We start from the raw sequence: 20,213 nt of genomic DNA, 5'->3' as shown, positions 1-20,213 counted from the left end.
GCGGATTTTGTAATGGGATACCAATTCAAGCAAGAGGAATCTCTGGCGAGTGGAGTTCAACGGATTGCACAAGAGCAACTAAGCCAGGCCATTTGTGAGTTACAGAACCCCAAACGGGACCGACATCAAGCCATTCATGAGGTTCGAAAACAGTTTAAGAAACTGCGTGGGTTGATTCGCCTTGTTTGTTCAGGATTAGGTGATGACTTTTCCCGCCTCAATATCTGGTATAGTGCTGCTGGCCGCAGACTGTCTCGTGTGAGAGATGCGGAATCAATGTTAGAATCGCTTAAAAAACTAAGTAAGCGTTTTAGTGATTCTGGACATGAAGCGTTGTTCTCTGAGTTCGAAAGGAAGTTGCTAATCCGCAGGCAAAATATTGTTGAAGAATGGATTGATCTGGATCGAGAGTTAGAAAAACTGTCGGAGCAACTTGAAGAAGCTCGAGACTCAGTTGGAAACTGGAAGATCGAAGGAGCGGTGGAGAAAATCATCTCACATGGTTTGAAACAAACATACCAACAAGGCGCGAAAGCTTTAAAAAAAATCCATCGCCATCCGAATGATGAACTGTTACACGATTGTCGCAAGGCAAGCAAAAATCATCTTTATCATATGAGGCTCATAGTCGATTTCTGGCAACCGGTGATTTCAGCTCGTATCGTTGAGTTGGATCGATTAAACGATCTGTTGGGAGACGACCATGATTTAGCAGTCATGACTCAACTTGTACAAAATGAAGAAAGAGTACTTGAAACTTCTACTGATATCGATCTGCTTCTAAAAATGATCAAACAGCAGCGAGAAGAACTGCAATCCGCGGCTTTCGAAATCGCAGACCGTGTCTATGCAGAAAAGCCAAAGGCATTTGCCCGTCGTATGCGAACTTACTGGAATCTTTGGCAAAATCAACGCTCCCGTTAGTTTGCGCTAGATGTACTCAAGCTTTATTTTCCTATTCTTGTATTCAGACAGATTTCTGAGTAGAGTAAATTGAGTCGTTTTATTTATGTTTGATAACAATGTTATTCTTTAACTGCTGTATTCTGTGATTAAGTTTTTGAGGGTCATGATGAATTCGAAGGAACATGAAGAAATAGAAGAAACTCCTCCTCAATCAGATCCAGTAACAAATTCAAGTCGAACGCCGTTAACGGTCAGAGCACTGGTAATTGTGTTACTGATTGTTGTATGCATAGGAGTTTATTTAGAGCAAACTCGTCAGCCAGATCAGAACGAAAGTGCTCTCAAAGGCGAGTTACAAATATTGGGTCTGGCTTATCATGAATTTCACCGAGTGCGTGAACAATCTCCACCAAACCTCGATGCATTAATCGATTTCATGAACAATCCACCGCCACCACCCAAGCAAACAAGCATTGTTCCTCCTGATTCCGTTTCTGTTGTTGAGATTCCGCCATCAATACAGGAAATGGTTCGAAAGGGGCAGCTCGTTGTGATCTGGGATGCATATTTAACAAACTCCGGTCAGGAAAATGATAAATATCTGCTTGCCTATGAGAAGGATTCCGCAACGAATGGTGGTTTCGTGCTTACTGCAGCAGGCCGCGCCTTCGAACTTGCAGCAGACGCATTTAAAGCGTACCCACTGGTCACAACCAAAGCAAAAAGTGAAGACCAAATAGAAATCAAGCCAGGTGATTCCAATAAAGAGGAGAGCGAGTAAATTCCCACTTTTATTCCACTTGTGGAATTCGCAGAAGTGAAATCAATAGCCCGCGTTTCTGTCCGTGGACTTCAGCGATTTCGGGCAGGTGGCCACAAACTTCAAAACCGAACTTTTTGTTTAAGTGCTTGGTACCTTCGTTATGGTCGAAATGCATGCCAACCAGTGTTGTGATTCCCAGGTCAGGGCAGGCATCAATCATCTTTTGTAACAGAAACGAACCAAGTCCCTGTTTCTGGTGTGAGTTGGCGAGATAAAGACTGACTTCTGCTGTTTTGTCATACGCGGGACGACCGGCATAAAAAGAAGTCAGATAAATACAGCCCACGATTTGGCTTGCTTCATTCTCAGCGACCCAGATCGGACGTTTTTGGGGTGAGAATTGCTCAAACCATTGTACGCGGTCAGCGACCTCGATGGGTTTTGTATCCGCCGTTGCTGTACCGGCGGGAATCGATTGATTATAAATATCGACGATCGCTGGAAGATCTGCTGTACTCGCATCGCGTGTCTTAATCATGATTCATTCCGATTTACTTTAATTGTCCCAGCATTTTTCGCGCTGCCTGTCCTAACATGACTGTATCAACGCCGACTGTGATCAGTGTGAACCCTTTTTCAATATAGGGCTTTATGGCATCTACGGTGACTCCAAAAATCCCCAGTGGCATGTTTTGTTTTTGGCAAACTTCGGTCACATGCTGAATGGCATTCACCACATCCGGGTGATCGATCTCGCCGATTTTTTTGAGGCTGGCAGAGAGATCGTAAGGACCGATCAAAACGGCGTCGACTCCAGAAACATTTACAATCTGTTCGATGTTATTCACTGCGTCAATATGTTCGGCCTGCACAACCACAGTTGTATTGTCATTAGCAGAACTGAGATAGTCATCGAAAGCAAAGCCATAACCGTGTGCACGACCCAGTCCGACACCCCTAGTTCCCTGAGGAGAGTACTTTGCGTATGAAACTATTTTTTCCGCTAATTCAGGAGTATTCACTTGAGGGGCAATGATCCCGGCTGCACCGAGATCCAGGGCTTTTTTGATGAGCACTTCATCTGGTGCAGCGAGCCTGACGAGACAGGGTAAGGTATGTGCCACACGTCCTATGATTGTCTGCAAATCAGATGCGGCATACGTACTATGTTCAGCATCGAAAAATAACCAGTCATAGCCTGCTTCAGACAGGATCTCTGCAGTTTCTGGACAAGATAGCGTGACCATTGGTGATATCAGTAGTTCACCTTGTTTTAGTTTCGAGCGAAAATTGTGCGACACGATAAGATCCTCAATTAAGATGAAGCAGACTTTTATTGATTAATATTCCGTTGACACGATTCTTGATAGAACCGGTTTGAAAAGAATTTTGCAGCCGAGATTGTTACGACTGGACACTCGCGGTATTCTGAAATGAAGAGTAATTAATCGTCTTGTTAATGATAAAGATTGAATTCAGGAAACACTTCATGTCCACACAAATTCAGCATTTGCGGTTATATCTTTTGTTTTGCATATGCACTAGCTGCATCGTAACTCCAATTTGGGGTAATGACAAGAAATCAGAACCGACAAATGCCAGGGAAGCGGCTACGAAAAAAGCAAAACAAACTGCCGAATTGAACAAAAAATTTGCGTCTTGGAAAATCACTTTATCACCTGAGCAGCAAGCCTGGGAAACGGTACTGGAAGAGAATCTGGGTTCCTTTTATCTGCCAATTTATAAAAAACAAAAACTAGCGGGAAGAGTGACCGCTTGGGATTATGTTGCCGATGATCCCCAGCTCCCTTGTATCTTATTGATTGGCGATTCTGTTTCACGAGGTTACACGTTGGCCGCACGAAAAGCACTTGCAGGCAAAGCAAACGTGCATCGCGCACCGGCCAATTGTGGACCGACGGCAACAGGCTTGAAAAAACTCGATGTCTGGCTTGGCAAGGGGAATTGGGATGTGATTCACTTCAACTTCGGTATTCACGATCGACGCACACCACCGGCTGATTATGAATCACGTCTGGAAACAATTGTAGAACGTTTACAGAAAACAGGAGCCAAATTGATCTGGGCCAGCAGTACACCGATTCCCGCTGATTGGAAAGAGGGGCCAGCGATGAAAATTGCACTCGAAGAAAAGAACGCGATCGCAGCGCGTGTGATGAAAAAACAGGGTGTTGAGATTGACGATTTGTTTACCTTTATCACTCCTCATTTATCTGAGACGCAGAATCCCAAGGACGTCCATTTTAACAGCAAAGGATACGATATGTTAGGTAAGCAGGTGGCAAAACAGATAGCGGCTAGTTTAACATCGAAATAAATTTCTCGGCATCGATTCAATACTTTCCAGGGAAATTACTTCGACAGCAGCCAATAGCCGATCCCACCAATCAGGCAAACACCTGCCAGGACAGAAGCAGCGATGAGCATGTTTTTGTGTTTGCCATTGGAGGGACTTTGATTGGGATCCGCGAATTCGAAGTAGTATGTAGCAGCAATCGTGAGCGTATCACCGGGAAATAGGATTTGTTCCTGAACCCGAGAGCCTCCGACTTCAATCCCGTTTTTGCTGTTTAAGTCCGTCACAACCCAATTACTGTTCTCAAAGCGGAATTCACAATGTTCCCCCGAAACGCCGGGACGATCCAGGTGAATGTCACAGTTCGCATTCCGTCCTAGCACGAGCCGTTTCTGGGCAAGGGTGAAGCGCTGTTGGTCATCGAGGGAAACGAGTTCTGCTGTATCAATCTGATCATTCATAGCTGCAGTGGTTTGTTGCGCCATCAAGTCTGTGGATGTGATCGGCATCGCTTGACGTAGCAGTCCACTCTTCGAGAATTCTGAATCGCCACCCCTCATGCGTTCGAGCCCCACCGTTTTTTCGTGTGCCTGTTCAGCAACACGACTGGCTGTTGCAATTTGCGAGGAAAGTTGGGGACTGGCAATACTCGACTGAGCGATTGCATTTCGCGCTTTCGCTTCACGCACGCGCTGTGAGACAACTTTGTTAAACCGAAACTCGACTGGTTTTCGTTTGGCAAATGGTTTTAATGCGGCAGCTAATTCAGCCATCGATTGAAAACGGTCATCTGGCTTTTTCGCCATCATTTTTTCTACAATCGCGACAACTTCCTTTGGAACTTTCGGTGCGATTTCAGCAATTGACCTCGGTGATTGCTCACGATGTCCTTGAATCTTCTGAGAAGCGGTTCCTTTAGGGAACGGAAGTTTTCCAGTCAGCAGAAAATACATCGTACTGCCAAGACCGTAGACATCAGCGCGGGCATCTACAGACTGCCCGTCTCTGGATTGTTCGGGCGCGATATAATCGGGTGTGCCTACGCAGCCATGTCCAAAGATCATCGCCAGCGAGAACTCTGCCTCGGGGTTATCCTTCAGAAGAGCCAGACCAAAATCCAGAACTTTTACGAATCCTTCCGCGTCGATAATCAAATTTTCCGGTTTCAGATCGCGATGCACAATCCCTGCCTGATGAGCGTTTTCAAGGCCCAATGCCGCTTGATAGATGACATCACAAACCTGCGGAGTTGGCAGCGATCTCTGTTTGAGTAAAACCAACTCAAGCAAGCTGATTCCTTTGATAAACTCCATCGCGATGTAACAGATGGCGCCCGTATCATCAAAATCAATTGTATGTACCACATGCGGATGTTGTAAACGTTTACCGGCAGTGGCTTCGAGTTTCAGCCGAGTGAGCATTCCCGTATCGTTGCGACATTTTTCATTCAGCACTTTCAATGCGACTGGCACTGACGTTTCCACATCTTCAGCTAAATACAGGCTACCCATTCCCCCGAATCCGAGGATTTCCAAGACTTTATAGTTATGAATAAAAAAGCCACGGGTCCGTCCTGAAAGCAGACGCTCACCTTGATAGCGGGTCAATACGTTCTCGGTCACCAGTTTTTGAGCTGCTTCTTTGGGAGTAGCAAAGCTTTCCAGCCTCAATTCGTCAATGGCAGCGCGAACTTCATCCTCTGAGAGAAGCTTACTCTTCCTTAATAACTCGAGAAAAGAATTGATATCGTGAGGTTTAGACATAACACATAAGCGCGAGAAATGGTTTTTATATTACAGCTATTATATACATAAACATAGAGCGATGGTAGCTATTTCAAAATCGAGAATGAACGAGAGCAGATTAGGAACTGTTTGTTATTAAAAGACAATTTCTGTAGTAGATGCGGTTTACATGGTCGAGAAACGTTATCATTTACTTTCCGATTTGAATCTTTCTCCACTCAACTTGAAACGGCCTCACAGGTTTTTCTTGACAAAGGACTTTTATAATCTCTATATTGGATAAAAATATCCAAAATTGTCTGAAAGATCAACAGGAGAGTAGGCATCCATGAAGTTAAATTTCAGTCCATTGCGATTTCTACTACTGGTAGGGGTGATTGCAGGGGGCTTTTCGATAGTTGGATTTGCTGCTGAAAAAGCGACAAAAGAAAAAATCTGTGTTGAGAAAACTGCTTCACCTCACAAGCAAAACGGTGAGCAGAAACTGACGACCTTAAAAGAGGCGCGAGAGCAGGCGCGGCTCTTGCACGAAGCCCTGCATTCGACACTTTTGATTGTACATCGCAAATATTACCGTGAAGATGAAAAGCTACCGATTCCTTCCAGCGTATTGGATGACGTGTTTGAGGAAATGCAACGTAAGCGGAAGATCCAGTTTCGCTGGATTTCAGTCAATGCCGAAGCAATGAATATTGATCACGAACCCAAAACCGAGTTTGAAAAACGGGCAGCTGATGTACTTTCCTCTGGTAAAAAAGAATTCGAACAAGTTGAAAAAGGAACCTATCACCATGCAGGAGTGATCTGCCTGCCTTCCCAGTGCCTCAAATGCCACATGCCCAACCGCCGCAGTTCTGCTACCCGTTTTGCGGGTCTGATTATCTCACTTCCGGTTCAGAAATAACAATAATGTAGTCGAGGAGTTGACTTGACCTTAGTTCGACGTCATTGAATATTCCAATGTAAATTGGTGTCGATCACGGTTCGGAACAATTTTGGTTTTCTCGCATAACTTTTGAGTGACGGGATTCCAGGTACGGACTTCAATCCGGTTTTGATCGGGAATAAATCTCATCAGCCGAAAGCCATGGACTCCGTAATCTGAAAGAAGTTCATGGACCGGGTTATCCTGTGCACCTTTCACAGTCTGATGTAGAGCTTGAGTGCGACTTTGGTCGCCACAGCAGATGAGGAAGAGATTTTTGTGTTTCCGAAAACACTTCTCCCACATTTGTTGAGATGTATTGCCCTGGGCACCATGACATTTTTTCCATTTCATGCGTCCTTTGGGAGCATCAAAATAATCGCGTGAATTTTGAGGGCGATTGAGTGGTCCCAGGTCCATATGGGTGGTGATCATGGCTCTTCGGTTGGAGTTTTGTTCCAAAATCTGGTCTACCCAGGCCAGTACGGGATCGGGTGCGTTACATTCCAGATGGACTATAATGAAATCCATGCCGGAAACAGAAAACAATTGAAAGCTGTTGGCATTATTACCCGAAATTTTGGTTTCCCCCATGAGGGGTTCATAACAACCACCGTACCAGTCGAACTGAGTGAAACGCGATTTGGGAAAGTATTTTTGAAACAGAGAAGAATCGCCGTTTTTTGTGATCATGTCATGATTGCCCACACTGATTCCATAGGGAACCTTGCCATGTAACTTATTCATACATTTCCAGGCAACCGCCCATTGTTCGTCATTGTTGATATCGACAATGTCACCGACATGACTGACAAAAACGATGCGTTGTCGATCTTTTTCTTTGATAATGCAGTCTGTGATTGATTCAAAAAACGGATTGGCTGTGGGAGACTGAGTTTGAGTTTTACGCCCAGTTCCTTTGCCTGTGTAATGTTGTGTATCTGGGATGATGGCAATGCTGAACGTTCCTTCTTTTGCAGGGGGGAGTTGCTCTGCGTAAACGGGAAGGACAAATGCTGTAATGGCGAGGATCGTAGCGAATCTCTTTAAGAATTTCATCTCTGTTTATTTCCAGGTGAAGGCGGTCATAGTGACTAGTAGACTTGGGATAGGCAAGCGTGTATCACGCTTTTGCTAATCGTACAGTTTGATTCTCAGTCTTTAATTAATGGCGGATCAGCAAGTGCTGTCTGTTTGAGTTTACTCAAACTTTCTAAGGATGCAATCAATTCAGAGAGCGTTTCATCTGATAATTTTATAGCATATCGTTTTCAATGGTCATTCAATCTGACTATGAAAAGATAAGGTGGTTTTAGATAGAATTGATGAAAATTTTGATATCATTCTTATTCCATAACTGTATCATGAATTCGAATAAAGTCTCTGGATGTGGTCCGTTTTTTCCAGTTTGGTATTAGAAATGATTTTATGAGTGGAATTATTGGCCATACAATGTATGCGATCCTGGCAGGCAAAGCGGCAACTCAAAAGAAGTTGCCGATTGTACCTGTCATTTACAGGAACTATGCCAGTTACCTTGCTGGTTCATATTTGGGTTGTGATATTCAAATTATGCCGGAAGCGGTTTGTATTGATACCGGACAGGAGGTCGGCTTTGGAACCGCGCCTTTGAACCAAAGTCCGTTGACAGGTGGTGAGGTCAAACCGTGGTCGTTAAAATTTGAAGCCCGGGAGTATCGTCCCCGTGCGATTCATCGTCTGTTTTATGGCCGTGTACATCTAGTGTTTGGTTGGACGCCAGCAGAGCGAAAAAACACGGTTCCCTGGGATCATTTGCCTGACTATGCAGCAATGGTCTTTCAGGATGCCAAAGACCTGTATGGTCCTGGCGAACGTAAATTGGCTTATTTGTTTGGCTGGCTGGCCCATATTGTAGGAGACAGTCTGATCAAATCAGTCCGGTCTGGTATTACGCTTGATATGTTGGGAGGAAAGTACACACCAGCCAATCGCCCGATTCAGGATCTGGTGACATTTCATGAAGTCGGACGTAAAGAACTACGCCTTGACTGGTCCAATCTCCTGACCGATCTAGCGGAGACACCGATTGAACCGGTACAGTTACATTACATGCGTGTGGGGCAGCCGCGGGGCATGTTGGCAGCAGACTTTCCTGATGCCTGGGCACCTCAATATGAACCACTTTTATTGCGTGTCCTGGAAGAGAATCGCCGTTATCAAAAAATACGTAATCTGCGACTCATTAAAAAATATGCGCTGGTACAGTCGGGAACAAGCTGGAAGTGTGATGAGGAACTCAGTCGCAAGACAGGAGGGCTCACCTATAAAGAAATGGTTGAAGCGGCAGAAAGAGCACAATTTCGTCATGCCTTGTGGGAAATGGGAGAAGCAATTGTTGTATTATTTGAGCAAGTCATAGAACGAGTACCGTACTTGCAAACCCTTCCCAATGCAACAAAACCTACCTGGGATGAAATCACCGCACGCTGGAAAAAGAGTAAATCTTCGAAATAGTACAGACGTGTTTGAAGATGATGACAAATATCGATCAATTAACTTATTGTGTCTTGGTTTCTTTTTTGTTGGCTTCATATTTGGCAATCCATTTTTCAGGGTCGGCGTCGAAGGCTTTGCGGCAGCCACTACAGCAAACCCAATAGGATTTACCTTGATATGTGACTTGCGATGTTCCAAGGCCACCAGAAATCACGCAGGTTTTGTCACCATAATCAGAGTCGCTTTTTGCGAAAGACGTTCCTTTGCGTCGTGTATTGATCGTATCAAAGCGAGTGTAACTCTCCCCTCGTAAATCGTATAGTTCAAACATGTAGCGGTCGTTATTCTGCTGATTGAAAATGATTTGTGCATATTTCTTTTCATCAGCGGGCTCGACCAGTGAGAGACTCAACTTAAACGTCGAGTGCATAACATTAGGATTGTCGTCTCCGGGTACTTTTTTAAGTGGGACGGAGAAGTCGCCTTCATAAACTCGTTTCTGCCCTGCTTTATTTGTGAGTATCAACTGGTACTTTTGTTTGCCTGTCAGATAGGTCAAGCGCGCGTTTTTGTAGTAGCGGCTTTTGTCTGCCTTCATTACCAGCGCTGGTTGAGCCGGGTCTGTTTGTAAATCCCAAACCCAATCCAATGTTTCCACCGAACTGAATCCACCAATTTTTTTAAAAGTAGTGCCACCCCAGTCACCTAGCATAATTTGAAGTGGTTTGAGTGCTTCGAGTACATTATCAAATTTCTGTTCGTCGGGAACTTCAGTTTTTGTAACAGTAGATTTCGAATTATTACCTAAGGTAATCGGCTGAAAACGTCTTGTCGGTTTTTCTTCGTTTGCCAGATCGCCTTCCATTTCAAGAGAACTCGCAGAACCCAAATCAACTCCACTCCCTCCCAGGTCGACGGTGACTTCCTCTGGTACATTTTGCGGTGCTTCCGAAGAGCTACAACTGACACAGAAGACTAAAGCCAATGCCCAAACAAGTGCAGGAAAAGTGTGACGCCGCGACATTTCAGATTGCTCCCAAAGATGGACCAGGTTTGCGATTCAAATCGCATTTGGTTTTACTGGTAAAACAGGAATGTTTTATTGATGAAATAGTATAACAGTCTGTTCACGTTTTTGTCACTGGGAATTCAGTTCTAATAAAATTTCTGCATTCCTGCAGAGGTCCTTTGTGTATCATCTGGTTCGAGAGTACAATCGTTCGCTTAACAGTTATCGATGACTATTTCGTTTAGAAGTGAGGGCCGTATCATGAGTACCACACCATCGGACGACACAGAGTCAATGGAAGTTGATCCTGTCTTTTTAAACGCGAAGCGTGAAGCCTGGATTATCCTGGGTTTATGGGTGGTCGCGTTACTCTGGTCTGTTCCTTATTGTTATCTGAATGGGTTTCAATCAGGTCTGAATCCCGAGACAGTCGAAACCACGCTGGGAATTCCCAGTTGGGTTTTCTGGGGAATTGCCTTTCCCTGGGTCGTCGCTGACGTGTTTACAATCTGGTTTTGTCTCTTTTACATGAAAGAAGACGACCTTGGAGTCGCTCATGAAGGTGAAGATCTCGCCGAAGAGATTGCAGAAATGCATGCAGCAAAAAATGACGCCACTGCCGGGGAGAATCAGTCTTGAGCTTTCTATTCAATACCAATACCAGTTTTCCGGTCGTGTTCGCCGAATCTGGTTCTGATGCGGCACTCGTTGCTTTTTTGATTTATACCGCTGCCGTGTTTGTATTGGCTGCGTTATCAAATCGTTTACTGAAGAGTAAAAGCTTTATCAGTGAATACTTTCTGGGAAGTCGTGGGCTAGGCGTCTGGGCATTTGCGTTGACGTTTGCTGCAACCAGTAGTTCTGGTGGAAGCTTTACTGGATTTCCGTCGAAAATCTACTCACATGGTTGGATCCTCGCGCTCTGGATTGGGAGTTATATGGTAGTGCCAATCTGTACGATGGGTTTCATCGGCAAGCGGCTCAATCAGGTAGCACGCCGTTCCGGGTCCATCACAGTGCCTGATGTCATTCGTGACCGATTTCAAAGTCCGGCCTTTGGACTGATGGCGGTCTCATTAATTGTCTTTTTTATGTCGTTTAATCTGGTCGCGCAATTTAAAGCCGGTAGCTTAATCTTACAAACGCTGCTGGATGGTGTGTCACTGTTTGAAAGCACTGCAGATGGATTAGCGAATGCCGTTGCAGGTCTGCCGCTTCTTTCTTCTGCAGAGAGTCCTGAGTATCTTTTGTGTTTGTTAGTCTTTGGAATCGCAGTCGTCCTCTATACCACCTATGGTGGTTTTCATGCTGTGGTATGGACCGATGTCATGCAGGGGATTGTGATGGTTATTGGCGTGATCATCATGCTGCCATTGGCAATTTCACAGGCAGGGGGTTTAGAAAATACCACCAGACTGATGGCTAAAATGACACCACCGCGTGTCTCAGATCCAGATAAAGGGGGAATTACTCTCACACTGAATCAACCCAGCCAGGAGATTGTCAATATTGATGCCGGTGCCTGGATTACTGATAAGCCAATTCCTGGTTCAAAGGTGCCACTTTTATTTCGTGTCATTCGCGCGACAGAAATCCCGGCAGGCGAGACTACCGTGAATGAAGTTAAGGTACTTCAACTGACCACACTTGATGATATTGAACGCATACTGAGCCGTAGAGACAAAGAAAATTTTCTGGATGATGTGAGTGTTTCAAATATTGACTTGAAAGCCTACGCTTATGGTGAAGAGGGTAGTCAACAGGGGGCGTATGTGGTAGGTCCTGGACCAAGCCAAAATCGTTCCAGTGGTTTTTTGCCTTTGAGTCTGGCGATTTCCTTTTTCTTCATGTGGGCGATCTCCGGTACGGGACAACCGGCGAACATGGTCCGGTTGATGGCCTTTAATAATACAAAAACGCTACAGCGATCGATTTGTACGGTCGCCATTTATTACACACTGATTTATTTTCCGCTCGTGATCATCTTCTGTTGTGCTCGTGTTCTGTTGCCGGGTATGGAAGGCCAGTCAGACCGCATTATGCCGGCAATGGCAGTTTTCTTGACAGAGAATATCGGTATGGGCTGGTTGGCAGGTCTGTTGGTGGCTGCCCCCTTCGCAGCTGTGATGTCAACGGTCGACAGTTTTCTGCTTCTGATCTCTTCGGCCTGGGTTCGCGATGTGTATCAGCGGAATATCAATCCTGAAGCCAGTGAGAAGACTATTAAGCTTTTGAGTTATCTTGCCACATTTGTGATCGGAACAGCAGCGATGGTCGTGGCGATTAATCCGCCGAAATTTTTGCAGGATATTATTGTTTATGTAGGCAGCGGTTTAGCAGCCAGTTTTCTGGCACCAATTGTCTATGGCTTATACTGGCGACGAGTCAATGCGGCGGGGGCGATGGGGGCGATGATCGGTGGGTTTTCCGTGCATCTTGCCATGTATGTCACCGGATATTTTGTGAATGGGAGTTTCTTCCGTCCTTATCAATTGTTTAACTTCGATCCCATTATCATTGGACTATTTGTGTCTTTCGTTTCTGGATTTATCGTAACGAAACTGACCGCACCACCTCCGGATCAATTAGTACAAAAATATTTTTACACAACCAAGACCAGTTCCTGATTTGAGTTGTTCGATTCGATTTACATCAGAGGATCATACTATGGAATATATTGACGCACATTCGCACGTTTGGACTCCTGACGTTAAAAAATATCCTTTGGCGCCAGGGCGAAAAGTTTCTGAAATGCGGCCCCCCAGCTTCACAGCAGAGCAACTGCAGGCAGAGATGATGGCGGTTGGGGTGAATCGGGTTGTTCTGATTCAGATGTCGTTCTATGGATTCGATAACAGTTATATGTTGGATTCGATGGCCAAATATCCGGGGATGTTTTCAGGTGTCGCTGTCATCAATCAGAACGGCGAAAATCCGACACCAGATATGCTGGCACTAAAAAAGAAAGGTGTGCGTGGATTCCGAATTGCTCCTAAAACCAAAAAGGTTGATGAGTGGCTGGATGGGGAATGTATGGAGCAAATGTGGAAAACGGGTGCCAAAGAAGGTCTGGCGATGTGCTGTCTGATGGATGCCGTGGGTTTGCCCGCTTTGGATAAAATGTGTCAGAAACACCGCGATACAACAGTGGTCATCGATCATCTTTCTCGAATCGGAGTTACAGGTGAAATTGATCCTCAAGAGGTCGATATGTTATGTAAGATGGCGAAGCATCCCAATGTCTATGTGAAAACTTCGGCGTTTTACGCACTGGGAAAAAAGAAGACGCCATATCACGACTTGGCTCCCATGATTAAGAAAGTGTATCAGGCATTTGGTGCGAATCGCTTAATGTGGGCGACTGACTGTCCTTACCAGGTTCAAGGCGATCATACTTATAAAGCATCCATTGATTTGATTCAGAATGGTTTGCCGTTTCTTTCTCAAAATGATAAAAAATGGATTTTGGAACAGACAGCGGAAAACGTTTTCTTTCAGGGTATTTAATTTTTAGAAATGAGATCCGATTCTCTCATGGATGCATGCTATCAGATTGACGACACAAGTCAGATTATTTCTCCGGGCTTGATTATCTTTAAGGATTTAGTCGAAGATAATTTGCAGAAGATGGTTGAAATTGTAGGAGATCCCACCCGCTTACGTCCGCATTGTAAAACACATAAAATGCGAGAAATTATTGCGCTGGAACTTTCGATGGGGATTGAAAAGCATAAGGCGGCGACGTTTCCCGAAGCGGAAATGCTGGCGGATACGGGAGTCAAAAATATCAGTCTGGCGTATAATCTGGTGGGACCTAATATCACTCGAGCAGTTGAATTTCGTAAGCGCTGGCCCGATGTTTCACTTCAAGTGACAGCAGATCATCCTAGACCGATTGTGCAATTGGGCGAAGCAATGACGGCCGCAGGTACTGAGATTGAAGTACTTCTCGATTTGAATACCGGGCAGAATCGAACAGGGCTCGAACCGGGAGAAACGGCCGTTGAATTGTATCAAATGATTGCAAATACACCGGGATTAATTGCCGCTGGATTGCACGTGTATGACGGGCAGAACCATCAGATCGATTTTCAGGAACGCGAAGCAGCCGTCAAAGCAGTCTGGAATAATGTGAGTCGATTACGAGATCAATTGATCACGGAAGGCTTAGCAGTACCTCGCATCGTGGCAGGTGCCACAGGATCATTTCCGATTTTCGCGAGTATAGATGATCCGGATATCGAAGTCTGTCCAGGAACCTGTGTGTTACATGATGTGGGTTATGGGGAATTATTTCCCGACCTGAAATTTACTCCTGCAGGTTTGGTTTTAACACGTGTGATCAGTCGTCCTGGTTCGGATCGGATTACGTTGGATTTAGGATATAAGGCGGTTGCCTCTGACCCGGCTATGGAAAATCGTTGCCAGTTTCCTGACCTTCCAGACGCGAAAGCTGTGCTGCAAAATGAAGAACATCTGGTGGTTATGAGCGCGCGTGCCAATGAATTTCAGCCGGGTGATGAACTACTGGCAATACCTCGGCACATTTGTCCGACTTCGGCGTTACATAAATCAGTAACGGTTGTCAGTGAAGGCCAGGTGGTAGATCATTGGAATGTAGCGGCCCGAGATCGTTTTCTTTCTGTTTGATTTCTGATCAATGATCACCTATTGAGATAGCAAATATAAGGCGTGGATTGTCTGTCCGCGAGATTACTAAATATGCCAAAGCCGCGACAACAAACGGGAATTCCGCAACTGGATGACATGCTGGCGGGGGGCCTTCTACCTGGTAAATTAACCGTCGTGTTGGGAGCGACGGGTATCGGCAAAACCCAGTTGGGCCTTCAATATGCGCGGACAGGACTCTCGCAGGAAGGGCAAATTGGAATTTTATTCGATATGGCAACCCGAGGTGATTCTCAAAGCCATAGTGAATATGCAGAGCGGCTTTTTCAATGGAATCTTACTGAGCAGAGCGTCGATACGCCTTTCAATATAGAAACGATCTGGGATGAGAAGCAGGCGCGGAAAGATTACCAACATCTGTTTCGTCAAAGTGGTCGTAGGGTCACAAGACGTGATATGGAATTGGATGAGTGGAAAGAGTGGAAGCTGGAATTTGTCAAAAAGCTGGATGCCGCGATCGCTTACTTTTATTCCAATTTCGTGCATGGTGTGAGGAGAACGGTAATCGATGGAATCGAGCCTACAGAGCGTCCCAGTGAATCCTTTCAATTCCATGCATTTGAATATGTGTACCATCAGATTTTAAGAAAAGAATACGACTGGGTTGCCCGCGACCTGTTTCGAGCCCAGTTCCGCCACAATCAAGAGCAGGTCGAACATCACCGCTATGATTTTCAGGATATCGGTTGCCTCTTGTTGTTAACCACGCATGAGGTCATGCTGGATGATTTGATCCAGCGTCCCATCGAAAGTGGCGACGTGTTATCAAACGCGAATACCATCATCCTGATGGGAAAAATTCGCGAAGGAAATCAGATGAGTCGTGCATTACATATCGCAAAGCACCGTGGCAGTGCTGTTGATGAATCGCTTGTGCCGTATGAGATTCAGGAATCAGGTATTCAGCTTCTCAGATAAAGTAGAAAGAGAAGGGGAGGTATATCCTTCGTCTCGATTTTACTTTTTTATCGCTATAACTGCCCTGACCGTTACTTCTGGAACTGATGAATCAGAGAATCGAGAATTCCGTTTTCGAACTTCAATTTAAGTCTCTTCCCTCTTTTTCTTAAAGATAGATTCTCAATATATCACCGCCTCACTTGGGTTCAGTGATATTTAATCGGGCTTTCTAGCTGGCAAAATAGTAATAATGAAAAGAGGATGGTCATGTTAGTCGAAAACGATACTGATTCTGTTGATCTTGCTGATAAATTCGTACAACGTTTGGATCGATTACACTCGGCTCCTAAGGTAGCCCAACAAATCTTAAAGTTGACACGCGATCCAGGAAGTGTGATTGATGATATTGTAAAATGTATTGAGCATGATCCGGGTCTCGCCGCGAAGATTCTGCAGGTCGTGAATTCAGCCAAATATGGAGTTGCGAGGCAAATTACAAGTATCAAACATGCCGTTTCCTACCTTGGAAAAGATACGATTCGCATGCTGACAATCAGCTTTTCAATGGTTGAGTCACTGACTAAAGGAAGTAAGGGACGTATCTTCGCTGACTATTGGCAGCGTGCCTTAACAACGGCTTCCATTGCTTCGTTTCTAGCCGATCATCACAAGTGTTTGAAAAAAGATGAAGCTTACACGGCTGGCTTATTAGCAGATGTAGGAATCCTGGTTTTGTCACAAGTGGAGCGTGAACAGTACAGCCTGATCTATGAGAGCTATCCTCATGGAGATGCTCTCATAAAAGGCGAACAGCAATATTTTGGTTTTGATCATGCTTTGTTGGGAGCCCGTTTGCTTCATCATTGGGATATTCCACAAGAGGTTGTGACAGCCGTTGAAAATCATCATGGGACGGCACAGCATGGATGTCCGCTAGGAATTGCCTTGCGGACAGGTAGTCTGCTTGCTGGTTCATTATGGAACTTCTCTTCAGTCGAGTATCTGGAAGCGGAAGAGATTCTGGATTCGTTTTTCAAACTCGATCCAGAGCAAATCGAAACAATGATCGAAGCGTGCAAACAGGATGTGGCCGAAAGTGCGGAGCTATTTGGTGTGAACCTGGAAGGGTAATCAGAATTTAGTTCTTCCGTTTGTTCTGTTGAGTCGCTTTGACATAAGCTTTTTGGAGCACCTGGACCAATTGGGCTTCGGTGTAGATACGACGTGTGGGGGCATTAAATCCTTTACCAGTTTTTGTTTGAGACAGGTACTTACCAAGGTTTTTGCCTCCCTTTGTCGTTGTCATATATTCAATCATCAAATTACCGCCGGGAGAATTGATGAATTCCTTGATGCGCCGTTTCCCATAGGGCATTACCAGGATATGGTCCAACCGATCATAACCTCCTGGCAGTCTTGAAATCTTTCTCATAAATTTGATTCCCTTGGGCGTCCTCAATTGTGTGGCCAGAAAATCATTGTCTGCATGTACGCGGTTCAGGATTTCTTTCTGTTCTTTCACGTCCCAACCCGCTTTCTGAAGTTGCTTGAATATCGGTCTGACCTGATTACGGGTAATCAAATCGCCTGCCTGGTAATATTTTAAGCCAGCGAACTGACCCTGTATGATTTTCGTGACTTCACCGAGAGGGGGAAGTTTTTTAGGACTTTGAGTCCCGGGAATGATTTCAGGTAGCTGATTCGTAGCTTTGGGATCGGCAGAATACATGGATCCTGTCAAAATGAGACTGCCTAAAAGTATCCCGCTGAAAAATAGCTTGTGAAATAATCGCATCAGTGGGTGAACTCCTTATCAATGGCGATGAAGCTTGAGTGTTTGTATTTTATCTATCTTGCGTACTATGATTCTTTATCGGTTGGATGGTTCAGTGATCACAAGCCAATACTGCTTAATGGTTTGGTCTATTGTTCCAGTATAATTCTAACCCACTGTTGCAAAATGCGCCGTTTTTTTCGAACAAAAGTGTATGATGCTGCGTTATCTGGAGTTCTAATGTGAAAATAGGTGGTTTTGTTGTTATGTGTGAGAGAAATGGAAATTTCATGAAGCTTTATGGGTTATGATAAATTTTCTAAAAAATCTGATTTTTCTATCAAACGGAACCCTGTTTGCTGCGTATACTGTGTATGACAATTGGACTTGTCAGAGTGAAGGTTGAAAACAGATAGATATTTCAAAGGAATGTACCTCAGAAGAAAGGAGTCCAGCTATGTTAGTGCTCACTAGACGTAAGGATGAAGAGATTGTTATCAATGGTAACATCTCCATCAAAGTGCTATCTGTAAAGGGAAACCGAGTACGGTTGGGAGTAGAGGCACCTGATGATGTGCAGGTGAATCGAGCCGAAATTTCTAAGCTTGTTAAGCAGTTTGAAGTAGAATGTCCCGCAGTCCCAAGTTGTGGCTTTTGATCCCTTTGTTGGGAACTCTGTAGATCAGTCGACAGTCTTACATCTTTACAGAGTCAGTGAAGTAGCCTGCTAATTTTTCATTTCAAACCAGCAGGTTATGAGTTTTAACCCAATTACTTCTATGACTCTAAGCAGCAAAACACATCTCTATTCATTGTTTTTGGTGTTGCCACGTCGTTTAACTGTTCCCTTATGATATAAGTATTTCGGTTCTATCTTTAAATTTGTGAATTTAGAGGAAGTACATTATATTTACCGATTAAATTAAAGATATCTGTTGTAGCGATCCGATAGAACGAGTGGGGGAATGTCTATCGGAACTCATTGTTCTCGTTGTGCAAAGATTATGAAATCTGGTTGCAGCAGTTCAAGACAGGTATCAAGATGATTTACGGCATGTACCTCTCAGCACAGGGAGCTGATTCCAATTCGGTTCGGCTTGATGTGTTATCAAACAATATGGCGAATGCCAATTCGACCTCGTTTAAGCGTGATATTCCTATCTTTCGTATGAACCCTCCACATGATGCGAAAGAGGGACCCTTAAACGGCTTGCCCGGTGATTTGGAGAATCATACGGGAGGTATTACTCTCGAAGGGATTCGCACCAACTTCGAGAACGGCTCATTCATTGCCACAGAAGCTGAGTTGGATCTTGCACTCAAAGGTCCGGGTTTCTTCGAGGTGGAACGCGATAATGAGACCTTACTAACGCGCAATGGCTCACTTTCGTTGAATGCTGATCGCCAACTCGTCACAGCTGACCATGGTTTACCGATTTTGGATGAGCGGGGAACCGAAATCGAGATTCCAGTAGAGGCGGTTCGCATCGAAATTTCCTCTGATGGTGTCGTGACTCCCTACGATCAGCTCGGTCAGTCATTAGGTTCTGTAGGGCAGTTGGCTGTTGTAATGCCAACTTCGCTCGAAGAATTAGTCAAAATCGGTCAAGGCTTGTATGCGACGGAAGGTCGCGTGAATCCGATGGAGGGGCCAGTGAATATTCAGCAGGGTTTTCTAGAAGCTTCGGGCACAAACTCCATTGAAGAGATGATGGAATTGGTGTCTGCCTCAAGATTGTTTGAATCAAACATTAATATGATCAAGTTACAAGATGACTCTTTAGGGCGCTTATTGCAAAGTATGCCTCGTCGTTAGGAAATGATTTTACAACAAGTGATTTTGCTGTAAGCAATTACAGATACTATGAGTGTAAGGAGACTAGTTATGGCAATCAGAGCTCTGTATACAGGTGCCACGGGCATGGGAGCCAATGCTTTCAATCTCGATATCATTGCTAATAATTTGGCGAATGCTGGTACGACTGCTTACAAACAAAGTCGAGCCAATTTCGAAGATATCTTCTATGAACATTTCAAGTTACCCGGCGTTCAAGACAATGCCGGAAATATTACACCGACTGGTATTAGTCTTGGTTTGGGAACCCGCGTTCAAAGTACAGAAGGCGACTTTAACCAAGGTTCGATTATACCTACGACCGGTGATTTTGATATGGCAATCGTGGGTGAAGGTTTTTTTCAGGTCAATGATGGAGTTCAAACTTTATATACTCGTGCAGGAAATTTCACGCTCAATGCCAATGGCGACGTTGTTATGGCATCTGCAGACAAAGGTTATCTGCTTGAACCCACGATCTCGATTCCTCAGGATGCCATTAACATTTCCATTTCTGGGGATGGGGTTGTGAGCTATCAACAACAGGGTTCCAATCAAATTCAGACTGCTGGCAATATTCAAATAGCCAGATTCATCAATAATCAGGGATTACTACGCCAGGGTGACAACCTATTTACCGAAACCACCGGTTCCGGTAGTCCACAAGTGGGAGATCCTGGCACAGAAGGCCGAGGCCAAATACGTCAAGGTTTTCTTGAACAATCCAATGTGGAACCGGTAAGAGAATTAGTGGCCTTGATTCAAACACAGAGAAACTTTGAATTGAATAGTCAGGTTGTTCAAGCGGCCGATCAGACTTTGCAGACCGTTGCCAACATGCGTCGTTTCTAATCTAAAAAAACAGTTCTTCAT

General features: G+C 44.7%; 20 protein-coding genes. 14 read left to right on the top strand and 6 right to left on the bottom strand.

The genetic code is table 11. From position 1 onward, the window contains the following. The first annotated feature begins 12 nt into the window (after nt 1–12). Together V202x_RS11095 and V202x_RS11090 are read left to right on the top strand one after the other, a co-directional pair. Nucleotides 13–924 carry a CHAD domain-containing protein gene (locus tag V202x_RS11095; protein WP_145174341.1) on the top strand — a complete coding sequence of 304 codons (912 nt, stop codon included), beginning with the start codon at nt 13–15 and terminating at the stop codon, nt 922–924. A 145-nt stretch (nt 925–1,069) separates the two neighbouring features. Next, nucleotides 1,070–1,687, top strand: coding sequence for a hypothetical protein (locus V202x_RS11090; RefSeq protein WP_145174338.1), 618 nt, complete (start codon nt 1,070–1,072; stop codon nt 1,685–1,687). Between the two features lie 10 nt (nt 1,688–1,697). Here V202x_RS11090 and V202x_RS11085 read toward each other — a convergent pair whose 3' ends face one another. Then, nucleotides 1,698–2,207, bottom strand: a complete 510-nt coding sequence (locus tag V202x_RS11085) for a GNAT family N-acetyltransferase (protein ID WP_197993336.1) — start codon at nt 2,205–2,207, stop codon at nt 1,698–1,700. Between the two features lie 13 nt (nt 2,208–2,220). Continuing rightward, nucleotides 2,221–2,970, bottom strand: coding sequence for an HpcH/HpaI aldolase family protein (locus V202x_RS11080; protein ID WP_145174335.1), 750 nt, complete (start codon nt 2,968–2,970; stop codon nt 2,221–2,223). Nucleotides 2,971–3,158: 188 nt separating this feature from the next. On the opposite strand from V202x_RS11080, the gene V202x_RS11075 reads away from it, so the two are divergent. Beyond that, nucleotides 3,159–4,007 carry an SGNH/GDSL hydrolase family protein gene (locus V202x_RS11075; protein WP_145174332.1) on the top strand — a complete coding sequence of 283 codons (849 nt, stop codon included), beginning with the start codon at nt 3,159–3,161 and terminating at the stop codon, nt 4,005–4,007. Nucleotides 4,008–4,042: 35 nt separating this feature from the next. Here the strand turns inward: V202x_RS11075 and V202x_RS11070 are convergent, their stop codons facing one another. Next, on the bottom strand, nt 4,043–5,749 hold the full coding sequence (locus V202x_RS11070) for an FHA domain-containing serine/threonine-protein kinase (protein WP_145174329.1): 1,707 nt from the start codon (nt 5,747–5,749) through the stop codon (nt 4,043–4,045). Between the two features lie 310 nt (nt 5,750–6,059). Here V202x_RS11070 and V202x_RS11065 point away from each other — a divergent pair, with 310 nt between their 5' ends. Further along, complete coding sequence (locus V202x_RS11065) at nt 6,060–6,635, top strand: DUF3365 domain-containing protein (protein WP_145174326.1); 576 nt, start codon at nt 6,060–6,062, stop codon at nt 6,633–6,635. Nucleotides 6,636–6,665: 30 nt separating this feature from the next. Here the strand turns inward: V202x_RS11065 and V202x_RS11060 are convergent, their stop codons facing one another. Continuing rightward, nucleotides 6,666–7,715 (bottom strand): metallophosphoesterase, encoded by a 1,050-nt coding sequence (locus tag V202x_RS11060; RefSeq protein WP_145174323.1) that lies wholly within the window; start codon nt 7,713–7,715, stop codon nt 6,666–6,668. Nucleotides 7,716–8,084: 369 nt separating this feature from the next. Here V202x_RS11060 and V202x_RS11055 point away from each other — a divergent pair, with 369 nt between their 5' ends. Then, the gene (locus V202x_RS11055; protein WP_145174321.1) at nt 8,085–9,152 is read left to right on the top strand and encodes a hypothetical protein; all 1,068 of its coding nucleotides are present in this window, start codon (nt 8,085–8,087) and stop codon (nt 9,150–9,152) included. A 43-nt stretch (nt 9,153–9,195) separates the two neighbouring features. Here V202x_RS11055 and V202x_RS11050 read toward each other — a convergent pair whose 3' ends face one another. Continuing rightward, nucleotides 9,196–10,158, bottom strand: a complete 963-nt coding sequence (locus V202x_RS11050) for a hypothetical protein (protein WP_145174318.1) — start codon at nt 10,156–10,158, stop codon at nt 9,196–9,198. A gap of 246 nt (nt 10,159–10,404) precedes the next feature. On the opposite strand from V202x_RS11050, the gene V202x_RS11045 reads away from it, so the two are divergent. The 6 genes from V202x_RS11045 (at nt 10,405) to V202x_RS11020 (ending at nt 16,863) form a co-directional block, all read left to right on the top strand. Beyond that, complete coding sequence (locus V202x_RS11045; protein ID WP_144988990.1) at nt 10,405–10,782, top strand: hypothetical protein; 378 nt, start codon at nt 10,405–10,407, stop codon at nt 10,780–10,782. Continuing rightward, nucleotides 10,779–12,770: a sodium:solute symporter family transporter gene (locus tag V202x_RS11040; RefSeq protein ID WP_145174315.1), complete on the top strand. Its 1,992-nt coding sequence runs from the start codon at nt 10,779–10,781 to the stop codon at nt 12,768–12,770. The genes V202x_RS11045 and V202x_RS11040 overlap by 4 nt, the downstream gene beginning before the upstream one ends. Nucleotides 12,771–12,810: 40 nt before the next feature. After that, nucleotides 12,811–13,650: an amidohydrolase family protein gene (locus V202x_RS11035; RefSeq protein WP_145174312.1), complete on the top strand. Its 840-nt coding sequence runs from the start codon at nt 12,811–12,813 to the stop codon at nt 13,648–13,650. A gap of 27 nt (nt 13,651–13,677) precedes the next feature. Next, on the top strand, nt 13,678–14,793 hold the full coding sequence (locus V202x_RS11030; RefSeq protein WP_145174310.1) for a D-TA family PLP-dependent enzyme: 1,116 nt from the start codon (nt 13,678–13,680) through the stop codon (nt 14,791–14,793). A gap of 72 nt (nt 14,794–14,865) precedes the next feature. Then, on the top strand, nt 14,866–15,750 hold the full coding sequence (locus V202x_RS11025; RefSeq protein ID WP_145174307.1) for an RAD55 family ATPase: 885 nt from the start codon (nt 14,866–14,868) through the stop codon (nt 15,748–15,750). Between the two features lie 249 nt (nt 15,751–15,999). Then, nucleotides 16,000–16,863 (top strand): HDOD domain-containing protein, encoded by an 864-nt coding sequence (locus tag V202x_RS11020; RefSeq protein WP_197993335.1) that lies wholly within the window; start codon nt 16,000–16,002, stop codon nt 16,861–16,863. A 7-nt stretch (nt 16,864–16,870) separates the two neighbouring features. On the opposite strand, the gene V202x_RS11015 is transcribed toward V202x_RS11020, so the two are convergent. Continuing rightward, nucleotides 16,871–17,527 carry a hypothetical protein gene (locus V202x_RS11015; protein WP_145174301.1) on the bottom strand — a complete coding sequence of 219 codons (657 nt, stop codon included), beginning with the start codon at nt 17,525–17,527 and terminating at the stop codon, nt 16,871–16,873. Between the two features lie 436 nt (nt 17,528–17,963). Here V202x_RS11015 and csrA point away from each other — a divergent pair, with 436 nt between their 5' ends. From csrA to flgG, 3 genes are all read left to right on the top strand, one after another. After that, a complete protein-coding gene (gene csrA / locus V202x_RS11010; protein ID WP_145174298.1) occupies nt 17,964–18,164 on the top strand; it encodes a carbon storage regulator CsrA in 201 nt (66 codons plus the stop codon). 384 nt (nt 18,165–18,548) lie between these two features. After that, entirely contained in the window at nt 18,549–19,322 is a 774-nt protein-coding gene (locus V202x_RS11005; RefSeq protein ID WP_145174295.1) for a flagellar hook-basal body protein, read from the top strand. Nucleotides 19,323–19,391: 69 nt separating this feature from the next. Further along, entirely contained in the window at nt 19,392–20,192 is an 801-nt protein-coding gene (flgG, locus tag V202x_RS11000) for a flagellar basal-body rod protein FlgG (protein ID WP_145174292.1), read from the top strand. The last annotated feature ends 21 nt before the right edge of the window (nt 20,193–20,213 follow it).

This window comes from Gimesia aquarii (genome assembly GCF_007748175.1).
GTDB lineage: Bacteria > Planctomycetota > Planctomycetia > Planctomycetales > Planctomycetaceae > Gimesia > Gimesia aquarii_A.
Note: the sequence above shows the minus strand (reverse complement) of the source record. Positions and strands in the feature narration are given on the sequence as shown.

Coding starts and splice junctions, on each gene's coding strand:
- V202x_RS11060 (WP_145174323.1), bottom strand. CDS start 7,715: ATGAAATTCTTAAAGAGATTCGCTACGATCCTCGCCATTACAGCATTT.
- V202x_RS11030 (WP_145174310.1), top strand. CDS start 13,678: ATGGATGCATGCTATCAGATTGACGACACAAGTCAGATTATTTCTCCG.
- V202x_RS11065 (WP_145174326.1), top strand. CDS start 6,060: ATGAAGTTAAATTTCAGTCCATTGCGATTTCTACTACTGGTAGGGGTG.
- flgG (WP_145174292.1), top strand. CDS start 19,392: ATGGCAATCAGAGCTCTGTATACAGGTGCCACGGGCATGGGAGCCAAT.
- V202x_RS11055 (WP_145174321.1), top strand. CDS start 8,085: ATGAGTGGAATTATTGGCCATACAATGTATGCGATCCTGGCAGGCAAA.
- V202x_RS11075 (WP_145174332.1), top strand. CDS start 3,159: ATGTCCACACAAATTCAGCATTTGCGGTTATATCTTTTGTTTTGCATA.
- V202x_RS11095 (WP_145174341.1), top strand. CDS start 13: ATGGGATACCAATTCAAGCAAGAGGAATCTCTGGCGAGTGGAGTTCAA.
- V202x_RS11005 (WP_145174295.1), top strand. CDS start 18,549: ATGATTTACGGCATGTACCTCTCAGCACAGGGAGCTGATTCCAATTCG.
- V202x_RS11015 (WP_145174301.1), bottom strand. CDS start 17,527: ATGCGATTATTTCACAAGCTATTTTTCAGCGGGATACTTTTAGGCAGT.
- csrA (WP_145174298.1), top strand. CDS start 17,964: ATGTTAGTGCTCACTAGACGTAAGGATGAAGAGATTGTTATCAATGGT.
- V202x_RS11020 (WP_197993335.1), top strand. CDS start 16,000: ATGTTAGTCGAAAACGATACTGATTCTGTTGATCTTGCTGATAAATTC.
- V202x_RS11035 (WP_145174312.1), top strand. CDS start 12,811: ATGGAATATATTGACGCACATTCGCACGTTTGGACTCCTGACGTTAAA.
- V202x_RS11070 (WP_145174329.1), bottom strand. CDS start 5,749: ATGTCTAAACCTCACGATATCAATTCTTTTCTCGAGTTATTAAGGAAG.
- V202x_RS11085 (WP_197993336.1), bottom strand. CDS start 2,207: ATGATTAAGACACGCGATGCGAGTACAGCAGATCTTCCAGCGATCGTC.
- V202x_RS11090 (WP_145174338.1), top strand. CDS start 1,070: ATGATGAATTCGAAGGAACATGAAGAAATAGAAGAAACTCCTCCTCAA.
- V202x_RS11045 (WP_144988990.1), top strand. CDS start 10,405: ATGAGTACCACACCATCGGACGACACAGAGTCAATGGAAGTTGATCCT.
- V202x_RS11050 (WP_145174318.1), bottom strand. CDS start 10,158: ATGTCGCGGCGTCACACTTTTCCTGCACTTGTTTGGGCATTGGCTTTA.
- V202x_RS11025 (WP_145174307.1), top strand. CDS start 14,866: ATGCCAAAGCCGCGACAACAAACGGGAATTCCGCAACTGGATGACATG.